This window comes from Propionimicrobium sp. BV2F7 (genome assembly GCF_000510445.1).
GTDB lineage: Bacteria > Actinomycetota > Actinomycetes > Propionibacteriales > Propionibacteriaceae > Propionimicrobium > Propionimicrobium lymphophilum.
In genome coordinates this window covers 405,177-418,942 of record NZ_AZIS01000005.1, presented here as the reverse complement: position 1 = coordinate 418,942, position 13,766 = coordinate 405,177, and the positions used below count along the sequence as shown (strand labels likewise).

Below are 13,766 nucleotides of genomic sequence, written 5' to 3'. Positions count from 1 at the left end.
CATTATGGAGGCATGGATCAGCTAAACAGCGCATTCGACGAAAAGCTCGGCCTCGAGATCACAAAGGCAACCGCCGACGAAGTTCGGGGCCAGGCGCCGATCGCCGGAAACACCCAGCCGGCAGGCAGGTGGCATGGCGGGGCCAGCGCTGCCATGATCGAGACGCTCGGCTCAATCGGCGCGAGCGAATGGGCAGGTGACGGAAAAGTTGCGCTTGGCACTGAATTATCCGTCAGCCACCTGAAGGGAGCGCGTGGCGACTACGTTCAAGGAGTCGCCAATGCGCAGCACCTGGGCTCGACCAGCGCGGTATACACCGTGGAGTTGACAGACAGCGAAGACCGGCTGATAGCAATCGGCCGGCTGACCTGCAGACTTATCTCGGCCTAGACCTACTCTTTCTCGCCGTTCTCGTGGGCGATAACCCCACTCGCCACCTCGCGCATCGATTTACGCAGATCCATGGCGGTCTTCTGGATGAAGCGAAAAGCCTCCGGCTCAGTCATGCCCAGGGCCTCCTGGAGGATGCCCTTCGCCTGATCGATGATCTTGCGAGACTCCAGACGCTCTTCCAAGCTAGCTACCTCATCGTCGAGGGCCTGCATCTCTTGGAATCGCGCCATAGCGATCTCAATCGCCGGAACGACGTCGGACGCATCGAACGGTTTAACGACGTAAGCCATCGCGCCCGCAGTCTTCGCCTTCTGGATCAACTCGCGCTGGCTAAAAGCAGTGAGCATGACAACGGGCGCGATGCGCTCGTCTGTGATGTTCTCAGCCGCAGTAATGCCGTCCATTTTCGGCATCTTCACGTCCATCACAACCAAATCGGGCCGAAGTTCCCTGGCCATTTCGACGGCTTTCTCGCCATCTGCAGCCTGGCCTACCACCTCGTAGCCCTGCTCCTCGAGAAGTTCAACCAAATCAAGCCTGATCAGCGCCTCGTCTTCAGCGACAAGCACGCGGGGGCGGGTCACCTTCTCTTCTTTCTCGTTCTTATCAGCGGTTTTAGCCACTTTATCCTCGCTCATCTACTGGGCCATACCCAACGAATAAAAACAAATACAGATCATCTGCGAAAGCAAACGATAACAATTTTTCATTACTCCATTGAAAATGAAAAATCATTGAAACAAATATGCTTTCGGCTACGACATTAACCCTATTCGCAAAAATCTGTGCAACTTATGGAAAACAAATCATCAATTTGCAAGTCCGTCGTTAGCTAGTAAGCTATCTCTCGTTCGTTTTGCAACGAGCAGTCCACTCCTTAGCCCGAGTGGCGGAATGGTAGACGCGAACGACTCAAAATCGTTTGACCCGAAAGGTCGTGTGGGTTCGACTCCCACCTCGGGCACAAGCTAAAAAAGATCCCTAGCCAATTGGCTAGGGATCTTTTTAGCTTAAGGATTACTCCTTGCCGCCTTCTTTCCAATTCTTATCGCGCAATTTATGAACGCGCATGGTGTTGGTTTTACCAGCCACACCAATCGGAGAGCCGAAGACGATAACGCTGTACTGGCCTTCTTCGCCGTCTAGCTGTTCCTGCAGCATCTTATTGGCATGAGTGACCATCTCTTCGTTAGTTGCGAAATCAGGGCTCTGGAATACCTGAGCACCCCAACATAGGGTCAGCCAGTGTGAAGTCTGCTCATCGGGGGTAATCGCGATAAGCGGAATACGGTTACGCAGTCGCGATAGGCGGCGAGCAGTATCGCCAGACTGGGTGAAAGCCACCATAAACTTGGCTTCAATCTGCTCTGCTGCCTGAGCTGCGCACATAGCGACAACACCACCGGTGGTGTGCGGATCCCACTTAATCTTGGAGATCTGCTTAATACCGCGACGCTCGGTGCTCTCGACAATCCTTGCCATCGTTTGAACAGTCTCGACCGGGTAAGAACCAACCGAGGTCTCGCCTGAGAGCATGACCGCGTCGGTGCCGTCGAGAATAGCGTTGGCAACGTCGGAAGCCTCAGCGCGAGTCGGGCGAGGCGAGGTGATCATAGAATCCAGCATCTGAGTTGCTACGATAACCGGCTTTGCGAACTTACGCGCCTTACGGATGATGCGCTTCTGGACCAGCGGGACCTCGTCGAGCGGCATTTCGACGCCCAGGTCGCCACGGGCAACCATGAAGCCATCAAATGCGTCGATGATCTCGTCGAGGTTTGCGATGGCCTGCGGCTTCTCCAGCTTGGCGATGACCGGAAGACGCACGCCCTCTTCGTCCATGATCTCGTGGACGCGGGTAATGTCAGATGCCTGACGCACGAACGACAATGCAATCATGTCAAAGTCATTACGCAGCGCCCAGCGCAGATCATTCTCGTCTTTCTCGCTCAGCGCGGGGACGTTAACGATGGCGCCCGGCAGGTTAATGCCCTTGTGGTTGCTGACTGGGCCCGCAACGGTGACCTTGGCAACAACGTCGGTGTCGGTAACCTCAACTGCCTCCAGCGCAACGTTGCCGTCGTCGATCAAGATCTGATCGCCGACCTTGACGTCGCCCGGCAGGCCCTTGTAGGTGGTCGAGGCGCGCTGGTTGTCGCCAAGCACATCGTCGACAGTAATGGTGAAGTTCTGGCCGTAGCTCAGCTCTACCTTGCCTTCAGCAAAGACACCAAGACGAATCTTGGGGCCCTGCAGGTCGGCCAGCAGACCGATGGTCTTGCCGACCGCCTTGCTGGCTGCACGGGTTTCCTGCAGCCTGACAAGGTGCTCGCTGTGGTCGCCGTGGCTCATGTTAAAACGAGCAACGTCGAGGCCAGCCTTCATTAGCTCTTCCATCCGCTCCTGTGTGGAGGTAGCGGGACCTAAAGTACAAACAATTTTCGCTCTACGCACAGTCTTTAGGTTACCTGAGAAATTCATTTATCGCGTAGCTGGTGCCAAGCTGACGACAACTCACGCGGTGGATTGCTCCGAAATTCGACATATTCACCGCTTCCAGGATGAGTAAAGCCCAATTTTGCAGCGTGTAGCCATTGCCTATCCAAGCCCACTTTTTCAGCAAGGACCGGATCGCAACCATAGAGCGGATCGCCCACACAAGGGTGCCCAAAGGCAGACATATGAACGCGGATCTGGTGGGTGCGCCCAGTTTCCAGGTGAATCCTCAGAAGAGTTACGGCGGGAGCGGCCTCGATCGTCTGGTAGTGAGTCACCGAACGTCGCCCGTCGGTGGTGACGGCAAATTTCCAGGCGGAACCAGGGTGCCTGCCGATCGGGGCATCGATAGTGCCGTTGAACGGGTCCGGGTGTCCCTGGACCAGAGCTAAATAGATCTTGTTAACCGTCCTGTCGCGGAAAGCCTGTTTGAGAAGAGTGTATGCGTGTTCGCTCTTGGCGACCACCATCAGACCCGAGGTGCCCACGTCTAGGCGTTGGACGATGCCTTGGCGCTCAGGGGTGCCGGAAGTTGAGATCGCATAACCAGCTGCTGCTAGGTGGCTTACCACGTCGGGACCGTCCCAGCCGAGGGACGGGTGCGCGGCGACTCCCGCAGGCTTGTCGACGACGATGATGTCGCTGTCGTCGTAAATGACCTTTAGGCCATCAGCTAGCGCGGGACGCACCTTTGCTCTGCGCACCGGCTCGGAAAGATCGATCTCGAGCATCTGACCGCCAAGCACCTTAACCGAAGGCTTCACGGGCCCACCGTCTAGGCGAACCTTGCCCTCATCGATGAGCGTGGAGACCCGCGAACGGGTCAGGCCAGTCATCCGCGAGGCTGCAACGTCGACGCGCTCCCCCTCCAGGCCATCAGGAATTAGCAGAACCTTCATGCCGCATCCTCGTCTAGCTTCTTGGCTTTGCGATCGAAAAACAAGAGCAAAACTATGAAAAGGATAGCTGCGCCAGTGATGCACATGTCAGCCACATTGAACACGGCAAAGTATTTAAGCGAGATGAAATCGATAACATGCCCCCTAAACGGGCCGGGCGGGCAGAACAACCTATCCGTCACGTTTCCAGCAATTCCAGCGAGCAAAAGACCGAAACCAAAGCAGCACCAAATACCCCTGAGCTTGGGAGCCAGAAACGCCAGCACTGCGCCAAAAATAACGATAGAAAATATAGTCAGACCGACCGTGAAGGACTCCCCCATGCTGAACGCAGCACCAGGGTTGAAGTAAAGCTCAAATTTGAGCAGGCCGTTGATGACCGGAATCTGCTGGCCGGAGCTCAATTCATAGACCGCCCACATCTTCGAGGCCCGGTCTATGCCCCAGAAAACTACAGCGAGCCCCAAAAGCACAGCCCAAGAAGCCGCTTTAGACAGCTTCGGGCCAGCATTCAGGGCCGCTATAAATCCTTGATCAGAACCTTTCGCACTCATCAAGAGTCAATGCTAATGCCTAGCCAGGCGCTTCTTGCAGTTGACGCAGGTGGTCGCGCGGGGAAACACGGAAAGACGCAGCTTACCGATCGGCTCGCCGCACAGCTCGCAACGGCCGTAAGTGCCGTCTTCAAGGGCACGAAGAGCGATGATCGTCTGCTCGAGCATGTCCCGGGAGTTTGCGTGCAGGCTCAGCTCCTGATCGCGCTCGAAGTTGGACGAGCCAACGTCGACCGGGTCGCGACCAGCGCCGCCACTACCCTCGCGCAGAAGCTCGTCAAGGTCTTTTTCAGACTCGGCCAAAGATGCCTCGAGCTTGGCGCGATCGGCCTCCAGTTCCGAACGAACCTCGGCGATCTCCTCTTCGGTCCAGGGATCTTCCCCGGGGAGAACCGGAAGCGCTTTCTCCTTCGCGCTAGAAGTCTTGGTAGCCATCGATGACCTCCTTAATAACTTGCGTGAACCTTACACTCTTTTTGCAGATGTGCAAAGGAGTTTTTGAAAATGCCATATTAGCCTCGGCTTAGACAAAAGCAGGCTAAACAAAAATATTCGGATTAAAAGGTAAAAAAATATCCGCAAAAAGAAGTTGAGGGCCGAACCCATCGGGATCGGCCCTCAACTTGTTTAGCAAAAGTTAATTATTTGTTTTCCTCAAGCTTGCTTTCTTCGAGCAGCGCATCGAGGCGCGGAGTGGATGCATTCAGCTTGCCCAGCCCGTACATGGCGTTCATGTTCGGAGCTTCATCGGGAGCGAGGTTTAGCTGTTCCAGCGCCTGCAACTGGTTCTGCAGGTGGTTGTTGAGAGACTCACGGAAAGCACCCTCGTAGTTGCGGAGGTTGGTTACGCGGCGAGCCAAAACGTCACGCTCGGACTCCAGCTGGCTGAACAGCTCGGAGCGACGGTTAGTAACCTCGGCGTCGAGGCGATCAGCGCGACCGCGCGCATCGGCAAGCAGGTTCTCGGCCTTCTCGCGAGCCTCGGTGTTAAGACGATCGGACTCGTTCTGAGCGTTGTTGACCAGACGATCGGCAGTTGCCTGAGCTTCAGCGGTGGTCTGCTCAGCATTGGACTTGGCCTCGTTGGTGACGCGCTCGGCATCGGCCTTGGCGGTGTCGAGGCGGTTGCGAGCGTCGGCCTTGGCGTCGTTTAGCAGGGTTTCTGCCTGCTGAGTGGCCAATTCAACCAGACGAACAACAGCGGGGCTTGCCTGCTGGCTAGTGGTGACCTCGATGTGCTGAACGCCGTCGGTGACCAGACCAAGGTTGGAGCTGGTGATCTCGGCGGCGGTCGGAGCATTGGCAACCTGCTGAGTCGCGGCGGCTAGCTGGGCGCGCAAATTCTCGATCTCGTCACGCTGCTGCTCGCTCTCGGAGCGCAGCCGTTCGTTCTCCTTGCGCAGCTGCTCGTCGCCGGTCTTAGCGACGTCGGAGCTTTCACGAAGCTCGTTCAGCTGCGCCAGCAGCGAATCGGCTTCTTCGTCCGCGCGCTGCTTGGCTTCTTTCAGGTTTTCGTTCTCGGAACGCAGCGAGTTTATCTCGTTGGTCAAGCCTTCGGTGTCCGCGGCCTGGCCCTGATCTGCTTTCAGCTTCTCAATTTCGGCGACGAGATCGGCATAGCTGATTTCCAGCTTGTCCATGAAATTATCGACCGCGCTAGCACGGTAGCCGTCCTCGTTCGGCTTGCGCACCATCGGAAAGCGGATGTTGCGCACTTCGTCTAATGACAGCGTCATGAAGGCTCCAGTAGTTCTCACGCACTGCCCTGTCTGGCAGTACCTCGGTGTTTTTGGCCAACCCCTCGCGGGGTTTGACTCAACTAATACTTAATCAGGATAGGCCAAGAAACGCGGCTAAAAGAAAATAAAAAGGGTCAAACGCTGCGCAAAAAGCACAATTACGAAGAGAACCATAAAGCCAAGGTCGAGACTTACAGTGCCCAGAGGAAGAGGCTTGATGTAGCGATTCAAGAACTTAAGCGGCGGATCTGTAAGCGTGTAAACGATCTCGAAAAGGGAGGCGAGCAGTTTTCCTGGCCTCCAGTCGGGAGCGAAGAGAGGCACCCAGCTGATGATCATTCGGCCGATTAAAGCCCACAGATAGATCCTCAGCGCCCAATAGATAGCTAGGCCGATAACGACCATTAGTCTCCTTAGCTTTGGTTAAAAAAATCGCCCTTGATGCGCTCTTTGTCCTCGGCGGTCACCTGGACGTTGTTTGGCGAGAGCAGGAAGACCTTGTTGGTCACTCGCTCGATGGTTCCGCGCAGTCCGAAGATCAAACCGGAGCCGAAGTCCACCAAGCGCTTGGCGTCCTCGCCCTCCATGTCGGTTAGGTTCATGATTACCGGCACCCCATCGCGGAACTGCTCGCCGATGGTGCGAGCCTCGTTGTAGCTGTGCGGTTGAACCGTGATTATGCGAGATAGATCGGTGATCTGCGGGCCATCTTCGCTTTCGACGGGCCTGATCTGGGTTACGGTGGAGCGTTCCGATTTGTTCTCAGAACGATAGATCGGCTCACTGAACTCCTCGGCGTCGTAGTCGACCGTCTCGTCGTCGGCGACTAAACCGAGCCAAGCCGCTGTCTTCTTCAAAAACCCTGCCATCAAAACCCACCTTCGAGAACACGTGTGACACAAGGTTACCTGGTAACCGTAGCGACGGGCACACCCGGCGCGCGAAACTCTAAGTAAAGTTTAACGCTACTTTAAAGCTTCCAGCCACACTAGCCCGACTTGCCTACCCGTCTGCGGACCATCGCCGCGGTGGCTGAAAAGGTCGGCAGATTCCCGGGTGCACTTCCCCACCGCCTCGACCTCAACGCCCAGCCGCTCGAGTTGAGCCTTAGCCCCGGCGCCCAAGTCCAAGGACGGGGTGCCCCAGGACGTGGTTGCGGCAGCCTCGGGGAAATCCTTCGTTGCATCTTGGACCATTTGCTCGGGCAACTCGTAGCAGGATCCGCAAATGTGTGGCCCGATCCAAGCCTTTATCTGGCCGGAGGTTCGCTCCCGAATCGCTTTGACGGTCTCTTCCAGGACGCCGTTCAGCAACCCAGCCCTTCCCGCGTGGGCGGCTGCGACACAACCGTCGGCCGCGAAAACGACCGGCACGCAGTCGGCGACCCTGATCATCAGGGCTCGTCCAGGAATAGTGGTTATCGAGGCGTCAGCCTGCGGAAGCGGCGCACCGAAGCGATCACCTAACCATTCGTCGCCAAGCCAATCGCGCTGGTCGGCGTCAGCATCGAATACGGTGACGCCGTGCACCTGATGGAGCGCGACGACGGAATCGAACCCCAGTCTGGCCTTCAATGCAGCCATGTTGGAGCGCAAGGCCTCCGGGACATCCTCGTCGGTTTTGCCCAGATTGAAACTGGCCAACGGGCCTTCAGAGAAGCCATCGTTGCGGTCGGTAAAAGCAACGCCCACGCCGCCATTGCGACGTGGGCTTAGCTCGAAGCAGAACATTTACTACTTCAGGAATTCTGGAATATCCAGGCCGTCGTCCTCAATGTCCTCTTCGACTTTCGCCGCCTGAGTGAAGGACGGGCGCTCCGCGATGTGAGTGACCTCATCGGAGCCGGTGCCCGGAATCTGGGGCTGGGCAGAACCGATCGGAGTGCGCTTGCGCTCGGTCGGAGCCTCAGAGTGCTGGTTCTGCTGAGCAGACTGCTCGGCAGGCTTGCGCTCTGCAGGCTTACGAATCTGCTGAGCCTGTGCCTTGGGCTTGGGAGCGCCACCATCGAAGCCAGCAGCGATGACCGTTACGCGGACCTCGTCGCCGAGGCTGTCGTCAATGACGGTACCGAAGATGATGTTCGCCTCGTCGTGAGCGGATTCCTCGATCAGGCTTGCGGCTTCGCTGACCTCGAACAGGCCGAGATCGGAACCACCCGCGATGGACAGCAAGACACCACGGGCGCCATCGATGCTGGCCTCGAGCAACGGGCTATTAACCGCCTGCTCTGCGGCCTCCTGGGCTCGTGACTCGCCACGGGCCGAACCGATGCCCATCAAGGCGGATCCTGCGTCGCTCATGACCGACTTGACGTCGGCGAAGTCTAGGTTGATCAGGCCTGGAGTGGTGATCAGATTGGTGATGCCGGAAACACCTTGCATCAACACCTGGTCGGCCTCGTGGAAGGCCTCGAGGATCGCAATGCGCTTGTCGGTCAACTCGAGCAGCTTGTCGTTTGGAATGACGATCAAGGTGTCGACTTCCTGCTGCAACGTCTCGATGCCAGACTCGGCCTGACGAGAACGACGCTTACCCTCGAAGCTGAACGGACGCGTCACAACACCAATGGTCAGCGCGCCGAGTGAACGGGCGATCTTAGCCACGACGGGCGCGCCGCCGGTGCCGGTGCCGCCGCCCTCGCCTGCGGTGACGAAGACCATGTCGGCACCCTTAAGGGTCTCCTCGATCTCATCGGAATGATCCTCAGCGGCCTGCCTGCCCTTCTCTGGGTCGGCACCAGCGCCAAGACCGCGCGTCAACTCGCGACCAATATCGAGCTTGACGTCAGCGTCGCTCATCAATAGAGCCTGTGCATCGGTGTTGATTGCGATGAATTCAACACCCTTCAGGCCTGCTTCAATCATGCGGTTAACAGCATTGACGCCGCCGCCACCGACGCCGACAACCTTGATGACCGCTAAGTAGTTCTGCGACGCAGTAGCCACCGAGCCCGCCTCATTCCTTATATCGAAAGTACAAAACCCATCATTTCAGGGCAGATAGCCCGCCAGTTGGGCTGATCTTCATTGTGTCAAAATTACCAAAACAAATGGCCAGCCCACACGGGTATCCACTCGAAAGGTTATGCGCCTGGGCGAAAACTGTCTATTGGAGGCGGATTAAATCTAAAAAGCCTAAAGCTCAACTCAAGACTTTTAGCTAATTGCGGGATTCGATGGGGCCGACACATCGTAATTTTGTCCCGGCTGAGCTAGCAGTGGCACGAGAACCCTGGCCTTCTTTGCGCTGTTGTCTGAGCTTCCCCAGTTGACCAATCGATCGCCCGTGAGCTCGAGAACGATGTGTTCGGGGCTCATGGCATTCGTCGCCGTCACCTGTTCCAAGACCTCTGCGGGCAGCACCTTGAGCACCTCTGCGACGTCCACCAGCAACTCAGCATCTGGAGACTGCGCGAGTGCCCTGGGCAGCTCCTCATTGGGCTCGCTGGCCGAGTAGAAGGCAACGCCCTCCTCGTCCACCCAATGCCACTGCTCGCCCACGCGAAGCTGGAAGAGCGGAGTTCGCTCTGTGACCTTAATTTTTATCGAGCTAGGCCAGCCACGGCTCACCTTGACCGATTTGACCGGCGGCAGCGTCGCGACACGCTCCCCGAGCTCGCCCAGATTTTGTCTGGCCAACGGAACGCCCATCTGCACCTGCGCGGCCTCGACAACCTGCTCGCTAGTGACCAGCGAATTGCCCGTCACCTTAACGTTCTTCGCGGTAAAAACCGACGAAAAAAAGGCGAGCCAAGCCAGCGCTGCTGAAAGCAACAGAACGACCAGCAAGACAGCTAACCGCCTAAGCCTCGTCTTTCTGGCGGCACGCCTCTTTAAATCAATCTTGGGCCTGATGTCTCGAACATCGCTCATCGGGCTACTACACTCGCTCCGGCTTCGGCAAGCTGATCGACGAGAAGCGGGCCAACGATCGTTACGTCTCCAGCGCCTAGCGTAAGCACAAGGTCCCCACCCCTGCAGATCCGGGCAAGCTGTGCGGGCAGCTCAGATTTGTCCTCGACATAGTGCACCTCGGGACAGTCGATCTTATCCACGATCAACCGACCGGTGACACCCTCGACGGGGTCTTCCCTGGAGGCGTAGACGTCAGTCACTACAGCAACATCCGCCAGGGACAGCGCCTGGCCGAACTCTTCGGCAAATTCTTGGGTTCTGCTGTACAGGTGGGGCTGGAAACAGGCAATCAAGCGGCCATTCGGGTTCACCTTTCGGGCAGCCTTCAGCGCGGCCCGCAACTCCGTCGGGTGGTGGGCATAGTCGTCGTAGATGCGGACGCGACCATCGGGCAGGTCAACCGATCCGACCGCCTGAAAACGCCGGAGCGTGCCAGTGAATTTCGCCGCAGCAGCCGAGATCTCCGCAGGCTCGCAACCGAGTAAACGCGCCACGATGAACGCGGCAGCAGCGTTTAGCAGGTTGTGCTTGCCGGGAACCTGCAGGGCCAACCGGAAGTCGCCGTCCGCGGTGTGCAGCGTCGTCTGGGCGTGCAGGCCATCGAAGTTGAAGTCGCTTAAGCTAACATCTGCTTTCTCAGATTCGCCGTAGGTCGTGACCTTGCCGCCTCCCGACAGGACGATCTCAGCCAGTTCTGCGGCGCCAGGGTCGTCGGCGCAAGCAACGACGTGGCGTACGGAGGTTGCTGTCGCAAACTTAGTGAAACCGTCGTGATAGTTCTGGGTAGTGCGCCAGTTATCTAGGTGGTCCGCCTCGATATTCGTGACCACCGCGATATTGGTCGGATACTGCAAGAACGAACCGTCCGACTCGTCCGCCTCGACGACGAACGCGTCACCCTCCGCCAGTTCAGCGCTGGAGCTAGTTGACGCCAGCGGAGAACCGATGACATATGAGGGCTTGGCGCCCACCTCGGTCAGGATCTCGGCGATCATCGCGCTCGTGGTTGTCTTACCGTGTGTACCGGCCACGGAGATACCGATCTTTCCGATCATCAGGGCCGCCAGTGCAGCGCTCCTGTGCCAAACGCGTAGGCCGCGCTTCCTGGCTTCGACTAGCTCGACGTTTTCTTGGCGGATCGCAGAGCTAACCACCAGCGTGTCGACGCCGTCCAGATGGTTGACGTCGTGGCCGACGCTGACGGGAACGCCCGCGGCCGCTAGCCTGCGGAGGTTCTTAGACTCGACCTGATCACAGCCGCTGACGCAAGCACCAAGCTCCTGATACGCGAACGCGAGGCCGCTCATGCCAGCACCGCCAATCGCCAGAAAATGTAGCGACCCCGCCTGGCTAGCAGGCACCAACTCAACTGGTTCGATCAGACTCATGCCAACTCCAAAATCTCGTGAGCTAACTTTTTCGCGGCATCAGCAGGCATCAAGGCGCTGGCTGCCTTACGCATTTTGCGAAGTCTTCCGGGTCCAAGCAGAACGTGCACCTCATCCATCAGCCGGGCTGCGCTCAGCTCGCTGTTTGCAATCAAAACTGCGGCCCCAGCTGCGACGCTCTCATGGGCGTTCAGTGCCTGCTCGCCGTTTCCTATCGCCAGCGGAACAAAGATGGCAGGCAACCCCACCATCGCGGTTTCCACAACGGTGCCTGCGCCTGAACGTGCGAGCATGAAATCTGCTGCGGCATAGGCATCGGGCATGTTGTCCACGTAATCAACCGGCACATAACGCGCACCGGACTCGTGCTGACGGATCACGGCGTCCTTTGGGTAGTTCTTTGGCCCCCACACGTGTAGGACGCTGATGCCTTTCCACAGCAGCTGATCCAACGCGCCAATCGTGGCGTCGTTTAGCGTCTTTGCGCCCTGCGAACCACCACTGACAAGCAGCACCGGCCCGTCCTCGGGCAGACCAAACTGTTTACGGGCAAGCTTTCCGACCACGTCTCGATCTTCGGCAAGGGCAAGCTCAGTGATCTGCTTGCGCGCGGGCAGCCCGATGCGAACCCCGCCGGGCAACGCCGTCGCTGGGAAAGTGGTGAACACCTTTGCCGCGAACCTGGCACCTAGCTTATTAGCCATGCCGGGACGAACATTCTGCTCGTGAATGACCACCGGAATCCTCAGACTACGGGCGGCAAGATAAGCCGGCGTCGATACGTAACCGCCGTATCCGACGACCACGTTGGCACCGGACTCACGCAAAATCCTACGGCTCCTGCGCATTGCGTTAGAGAGTCGCACTGGCAGCTTCACTAGGTCCGCGTTTGGGCGCCTGGGCATCGGGACTGCGGGGATTAACTCAAGATCCAATCCGGCCGCGGGAATGACCTTGGTTTCGAGCCCGCGCTCAGTACCAACACAGGTCAGCTTCACATCGGGGCAGGCGTCCTTAAGCGCTTGTGCAGTCGCGATCAATGGCGACGTGTGTCCGGCAGTTCCGCCACCGGCCAAAACAATGCTAGGGGTGCTCATCTTTTTCGACCGCCTTTACCGGTATCGACGACGCTAATCAGTTTGGGATGCTTCGCCGTCTTTGCCTTTCTAAATTCTATTGCTGCGGGCTCGTTCCTGGCAGCAGCCAGCAACACGCCGATGCCAGCCACGTTAGAGATCAGCGCGGATCCTCCCTGGCTCAGGAACGGCAGCGGCACACCGAACACCGGCAGCAGCCGCATGACCACCGCGATGTTCAACACAGCCTGCAGGCAGATCCATGCCGTAATCCCTGCGGCTGCATAACGGAAAAACGGCTGCGCCGAACGAAGCGCGATGCGCATCCCCACATAGCCGAGCAACGCGAATAAACCGATGACGATCATCGACCCCATCAGGCCGAGTTCCTCGCCCAAAACCGCGAAGACGTAGTCGGTCTGAGCGCCGTTGTAGAGGCCTCCCCACTTTTGCAGGGAACGACCCGGCCCGAGCCCCCACCAGCCACCGCTGGCGAGCCCGTAGATGGCATTCAGGGGCTGATCCGAGCCTTCGGTGGAATTGCCCAAGAAGCTGGTGAATCTTTTCACTCGCTCGGAATCGAAGAGGATTAGCGCGCCCACGCCAACAGCCGCCGCCCCGCCCAGGCTGAGCAGAATCAGTGGCGGCGCTCCGACGAACCACAGTGTGGCAAACATGATGATGAAGATGATCACCGCGGTGCCGAGGTCGTGCTGGGCCAAAACCAGACCCAGCACCACGCCGTAGCCCAGCAGCAGCGGAAAGAGCAGCCGCTTAGGCTCGTCGAGCGTTTGCCTGCGGTTAGCGAATATGCTCGCTGCCCACAGCACCAAAGAAAACTTCGCAAACTCGGAAGGCTGGATGGAGCCCAATGCCCCTAGTCGCAGCCAAGACCGGTTGCCGTACTCGGCATGACCCAGCGGTGTGAAGACGAGCACAAGAAGAAAGATGCTAACACTCAGGGAGATCCAGCTGAGCGCGTGATAGTGCACCATTTTGAGCCGAGAGAGCACCCAGGCAACCGGCAGCGCAAGAATCAAGAACACGAGCTGACGGACGAAAAAGTGATACGGATTGCCATAGTTAACGCTCGACCAAACCGTGCTGGCAGAAAGCACCATGACCTGACCGATAGCGATCAGCAGACCGGCGACGACCATAAGCATGTAGTAGTCGGCCATCGGATCGTTCAGCCGGTTCGTCAGCCTCTTAAGCCTATTGTTGGCGCGCAGGCGTTCCTCAATGACGGGATTTTGTGCTCGCATATTCGTCGAACGCCGTACACTCGCCATCCGAGCCCCTCCCGT

General features: G+C 57.9%; 14 protein-coding genes, 1 tRNA gene and 1 pseudogene. 2 read left to right on the top strand and 14 right to left on the bottom strand.

Features of this window, described 5'->3' with window-relative positions; all coding sequences use genetic code 11:
- Nucleotides 1–12 precede the first annotated feature (12 nt).
- A complete protein-coding gene (locus tag HMPREF1255_RS08330; protein ID WP_024111564.1) occupies nucleotides 13–390 on the top strand; it encodes a PaaI family thioesterase in 378 nt (125 codons plus the stop codon).
- A gap of 2 nt (nucleotides 391–392) precedes the next feature.
- Here the strand turns inward: HMPREF1255_RS08330 and HMPREF1255_RS08325 are convergent, their stop codons facing one another.
- Complete coding sequence (locus HMPREF1255_RS08325; RefSeq protein ID WP_024111484.1) at nucleotides 393–1,031, bottom strand: ANTAR domain-containing response regulator; 639 nt, start codon at nucleotides 1,029–1,031, stop codon at nucleotides 393–395.
- Nucleotides 1,032–1,273: 242 nt separating this feature from the next.
- Here HMPREF1255_RS08325 and HMPREF1255_RS08320 point away from each other — a divergent pair.
- Nucleotides 1,274–1,357: transfer RNA gene (locus tag HMPREF1255_RS08320), tRNA-Leu, on the top strand.
- A 53-nt stretch (nucleotides 1,358–1,410) separates the two neighbouring features.
- Here the strand turns inward: HMPREF1255_RS08320 and pyk are convergent.
- From pyk to ftsW, 13 genes and pseudogenes are all read right to left on the bottom strand, one after another.
- Nucleotides 1,411–2,874 carry a pyruvate kinase gene (gene pyk, locus HMPREF1255_RS08315; RefSeq protein WP_016456588.1) on the bottom strand — a complete coding sequence of 488 codons (1,464 nt, stop codon included), beginning with the start codon at nucleotides 2,872–2,874 and terminating at the stop codon, nucleotides 1,411–1,413.
- A complete protein-coding gene (locus tag HMPREF1255_RS08310) occupies nucleotides 2,871–3,788 on the bottom strand; it encodes an RluA family pseudouridine synthase (protein ID WP_024111310.1) in 918 nt (305 codons plus the stop codon). The genes pyk and HMPREF1255_RS08310 overlap by 4 nt, the downstream gene beginning before the upstream one ends.
- Complete coding sequence (gene lspA / locus HMPREF1255_RS08305) at nucleotides 3,785–4,342, bottom strand: signal peptidase II (protein WP_016456590.1); 558 nt, start codon at nucleotides 4,340–4,342, stop codon at nucleotides 3,785–3,787. The genes HMPREF1255_RS08310 and lspA overlap by 4 nt, the downstream gene beginning before the upstream one ends.
- 12 nt (nucleotides 4,343–4,354) lie before the next feature.
- Complete coding sequence (locus HMPREF1255_RS08300) at nucleotides 4,355–4,777, bottom strand: TraR/DksA C4-type zinc finger protein (RefSeq protein WP_016456591.1); 423 nt, start codon at nucleotides 4,775–4,777, stop codon at nucleotides 4,355–4,357.
- 206 nt (nucleotides 4,778–4,983) lie between these two features.
- Nucleotides 4,984–6,078: a DivIVA domain-containing protein gene (locus tag HMPREF1255_RS08295; RefSeq protein WP_024111556.1), complete on the bottom strand. Its 1,095-nt coding sequence runs from the start codon at nucleotides 6,076–6,078 to the stop codon at nucleotides 4,984–4,986.
- Nucleotides 6,079–6,195: 117 nt separating this feature from the next.
- Nucleotides 6,196–6,486, bottom strand: a complete 291-nt coding sequence (locus HMPREF1255_RS08290) for a YggT family protein (RefSeq protein ID WP_024111458.1) — start codon at nucleotides 6,484–6,486, stop codon at nucleotides 6,196–6,198.
- A gap of 8 nt (nucleotides 6,487–6,494) precedes the next feature.
- Entirely contained in the window at nucleotides 6,495–6,950 is a 456-nt protein-coding gene (locus HMPREF1255_RS08285) for a cell division protein SepF (RefSeq protein WP_016456595.1), read from the bottom strand.
- A gap of 96 nt (nucleotides 6,951–7,046) precedes the next feature.
- Nucleotides 7,047–7,811, bottom strand: coding sequence for a polyphenol oxidase family protein (locus HMPREF1255_RS08280; RefSeq protein WP_016456596.1), 765 nt, complete (start codon nucleotides 7,809–7,811; stop codon nucleotides 7,047–7,049).
- 267 nt (nucleotides 7,812–8,078) lie between these two features.
- A pseudogene (ftsZ, locus tag HMPREF1255_RS08275) lies at nucleotides 8,079–9,026 on the bottom strand (cell division protein FtsZ); the annotation flags it as partial.
- A 210-nt stretch (nucleotides 9,027–9,236) separates the two neighbouring features.
- A complete protein-coding gene (locus HMPREF1255_RS08270; protein ID WP_024111480.1) occupies nucleotides 9,237–9,953 on the bottom strand; it encodes a cell division protein FtsQ/DivIB in 717 nt (238 codons plus the stop codon).
- Nucleotides 9,950–11,383: a UDP-N-acetylmuramate--L-alanine ligase gene (gene murC, locus HMPREF1255_RS08265; RefSeq protein WP_016456599.1), complete on the bottom strand. Its 1,434-nt coding sequence runs from the start codon at nucleotides 11,381–11,383 to the stop codon at nucleotides 9,950–9,952. The genes HMPREF1255_RS08270 and murC overlap by 4 nt, the downstream gene beginning before the upstream one ends.
- Entirely contained in the window at nucleotides 11,380–12,480 is a 1,101-nt protein-coding gene (gene murG, locus HMPREF1255_RS08260; protein WP_024111524.1) for an undecaprenyldiphospho-muramoylpentapeptide beta-N-acetylglucosaminyltransferase, read from the bottom strand. Before murG ends, murC begins: the two co-directional genes overlap by 4 nt.
- Entirely contained in the window at nucleotides 12,477–13,751 is a 1,275-nt protein-coding gene (ftsW, locus tag HMPREF1255_RS08255; protein WP_155948519.1) for a putative lipid II flippase FtsW, read from the bottom strand. Before ftsW ends, murG begins: the two co-directional genes overlap by 4 nt.
- Nucleotides 13,752–13,766: the final 15 nt, after the last annotated feature.

What these genes read in the sequence shown, in the direction of transcription:
- HMPREF1255_RS08280 (WP_016456596.1), bottom strand. Translation starts at nt 7,811, where the DNA reads ATGTTCTGCTTCGAGCTAAGCCCACGTCGCAATGGCGGCGTGGGCGTT.
- HMPREF1255_RS08290 (WP_024111458.1), bottom strand. Translation starts at nt 6,486, where the DNA reads ATGGTCGTTATCGGCCTAGCTATCTATTGGGCGCTGAGGATCTATCTG.
- HMPREF1255_RS08325 (WP_024111484.1), bottom strand. Translation starts at nt 1,031, where the DNA reads ATGAGCGAGGATAAAGTGGCTAAAACCGCTGATAAGAACGAGAAAGAA.
- HMPREF1255_RS08295 (WP_024111556.1), bottom strand. Translation starts at nt 6,078, where the DNA reads ATGACGCTGTCATTAGACGAAGTGCGCAACATCCGCTTTCCGATGGTG.
- murG (WP_024111524.1), bottom strand. Translation starts at nt 12,480, where the DNA reads ATGAGCACCCCTAGCATTGTTTTGGCCGGTGGCGGAACTGCCGGACAC.
- HMPREF1255_RS08330 (WP_024111564.1), top strand. Translation starts at nt 13, where the DNA reads ATGGATCAGCTAAACAGCGCATTCGACGAAAAGCTCGGCCTCGAGATC.
- pyk (WP_016456588.1), bottom strand. Translation starts at nt 2,874, where the DNA reads ATGAATTTCTCAGGTAACCTAAAGACTGTGCGTAGAGCGAAAATTGTT.
- HMPREF1255_RS08285 (WP_016456595.1), bottom strand. Translation starts at nt 6,950, where the DNA reads ATGGCAGGGTTTTTGAAGAAGACAGCGGCTTGGCTCGGTTTAGTCGCC.
- HMPREF1255_RS08310 (WP_024111310.1), bottom strand. Translation starts at nt 3,788, where the DNA reads ATGAAGGTTCTGCTAATTCCTGATGGCCTGGAGGGGGAGCGCGTCGAC.
- HMPREF1255_RS08300 (WP_016456591.1), bottom strand. Translation starts at nt 4,777, where the DNA reads ATGGCTACCAAGACTTCTAGCGCGAAGGAGAAAGCGCTTCCGGTTCTC.
- lspA (WP_016456590.1), bottom strand. Translation starts at nt 4,342, where the DNA reads ATGAGTGCGAAAGGTTCTGATCAAGGATTTATAGCGGCCCTGAATGCT.
- ftsW (WP_155948519.1), bottom strand. Translation starts at nt 13,751, where the DNA reads ATGGCGAGTGTACGGCGTTCGACGAATATGCGAGCACAAAATCCCGTC.
- HMPREF1255_RS08270 (WP_024111480.1), bottom strand. Translation starts at nt 9,953, where the DNA reads ATGAGCGATGTTCGAGACATCAGGCCCAAGATTGATTTAAAGAGGCGT.
- murC (WP_016456599.1), bottom strand. Translation starts at nt 11,383, where the DNA reads ATGAGTCTGATCGAACCAGTTGAGTTGGTGCCTGCTAGCCAGGCGGGG.